At 48.9% G+C, this 2,268-nt stretch carries 1 protein-coding gene and 1 pseudogene; both read left to right on the plus strand.

Annotation, left to right across the window (positions count from 1 at the left end; all coding sequences use genetic code 11):
- Positions 1–673 precede the first annotated feature (673 nt).
- Positions 674–1,675: a hypothetical protein gene (locus ACFR9S_RS14960; RefSeq protein ID WP_143067663.1), complete on the plus strand. Its 1,002-nt coding sequence runs from the start codon at positions 674–676 to the stop codon at positions 1,673–1,675.
- Between the two features lie 409 nt (positions 1,676–2,084).
- Positions 2,085–2,268: pseudogene (locus tag ACFR9S_RS14965) on the plus strand (ATP-binding protein); the annotation flags it as partial.

The following is a 2,268-nucleotide window of genomic DNA, read 5'->3' on the forward strand; positions in this document are numbered from 1 at the left end:
AAGCGAACCAATCCCTCCGGATCAGGCATCGACCCGATACAGAGACTCCGCTGAAGAACCAAGGTGCAGCGAACCGTCACGTCGCTATCAAACCTCGGACGTGCATGATCCTCGACGACTACATCGATGAGCATCGACCCGACGTCATCGATGAACACGCCCGTCAACCACTATTTGCGACGAGTCACGGGAGACGTTCGATCCAGTCAATTAGAGCGACCGTGTACTATTGGACGTGCCCGTGCAGGATCAACAACGAGTGTCCACACGGAGAGAATCCAGACACGTGCGAGAGTAACGATTGGGAATCCGCGTCAACGTGCCCGTCGAGCGTGAGTCCGCACCCAGTTCGGAGAGGATCGATCACGCATCACCTTCGGGAAGGAGTTCCTTTGTCCGTGGTGGCGGATAAAACGGACGTATCCCACGATGTGCTTGATGAGCATTACGACCGGCTTAGTGAGATGGAATCGATGGAGGTGAGAAGACGGTATCTCGACAACGTCTAGGTTCTCAACGACTCAATGAGCGAATGTCGCGGGTCCGGCGTGGCGAGCAAAGCTACGCGGCGAATGAGCACCCCCATCCAACCCCTTCTATGGTAACTCAGCATTCTATTGGAGGTGATAATCAAGTAAGATAGATTCAAGTAATATACCACAATGACTCGACTGTGCACAAGTCACAGTTTACGGATCTCGAAAACACTGTCGCCCGAGAACAGCCCATCTGGCGATATTTATCGTACCCCAAGCTGCTGAGCCTGATTGACTCAGAGTCCCTCCGATTCACACGAGCTGATCATTTTGTTGACCCACTGGAGGGATATTTACCCTTGAAATCAATGCTGAGACGCGCCAATAAAGCAGAGAAAACAAATCAGGAGTGGACGAAAGCATGGGATTGGGGTGATGAAGTTGATTTGGTGGAAGGTCTGCTGGACAAGAACCCAGTTGAGGTAATTCAGGAACAGAACAAATGTGCGTTCCTTAGCTGTTGGACTGGCCTTGATCACGAAGCAATAGAGCAATGGGAAGACTACACACCCGGTGGGGAGGGTGTCGTCATTAAATCCACTGTCGGGCAGTTAATCGAAGCGATTGAAGATCTCAGTGAGGATCAGTTGGCAATCAAGCGTGTTATCTACTGTGACTTCGCAAACGACCATGGGTCTTCTCTACGCGAATATGCACGTGCCCCATTCAGCTACAAGGATAGTGAGTACACAACTGAACAGGAAATTCGTGCGATCGTATTTGAAGAGCCGTTCGATCCATCAGCGTATGAAACGCTGAAATACAACGATTTGGTTGAAGACCTCGATGATTATCAGGAGTATAGACGCGGCTCTCAGCCAACAATTGGCGGATACAGTGACGACTATCGGGAGGACCCGATTATTGTCTCTGTCAATTTAGACACACTCATCGAGGAGATACGGCTGTCCCCGCATGCCAGTTCTTGGGAGGTGAAAACAGTAGAAAACCTCCTCAATGATGAGCTAGATGTCAACAAACCTGTGAATGAGTCTGAATTGGACGTGGCTGATACGCCAGCGAAACCCGCAGTAGATCTGGATCCAGATGAGCTGTATGCCGAACTTCTTGATAAGGAGTTTGTGAACATTGAGGATCTTGCTAAGGGAAACTACGATGTCCCCGATGATGGCTGGTAATCGTGCCACATCAGTAAGCCGTGAAACAGCCACCCAACGCTAATATAGCATCACTTTCAATGCAAGTGGTCTGGAGGACGAACAGGGACTTATTAAGAATCTGGAAGGCGGTTCTACGACCAATTTAGCAAAACCGTCGAAGAACGGACGCTTCTTAGATGGATATGCACATATGGGGTCAAGAGAAAGAAAAGTACACAAAGAGTCGTTGCGGAACCTGTGGGTTAAATCACTTGTCCATCTGGATGCCCTGCTTCTAGGCCTAATTGATGATTTGGAGGATGGAGTGTCTCTTCTGCGGGGATGACACTGATCTGTGCTTATAGCAGGTCATCATGAGAAGCCATATCATTGGATGGCAAATCAGTTTGTCAAACTTTTAAAACTCAGAACATCTCTGACACCTCATATGGAACTTCCATTCACCACTGACGTCAACGCATGGACTTGGGACACCGTCACATCACTCTCCCAACATAGCGAAAACCAGTACCTCGAATACAAAGAGACTCTCCACCCACCAGATGAAATCAAACCCGTTCAAAAAGAATGGCAACGAAAACTGGAAAAAGAAATCACCGCATTTGCGAACG

The sequence above is a fragment of the Halolamina salina genome, assembly GCF_042678005.1.
In the GTDB taxonomy this organism is placed as follows: Archaea; Halobacteriota; Halobacteria; order Halobacteriales; family Haloferacaceae; genus Halolamina; species Halolamina salina.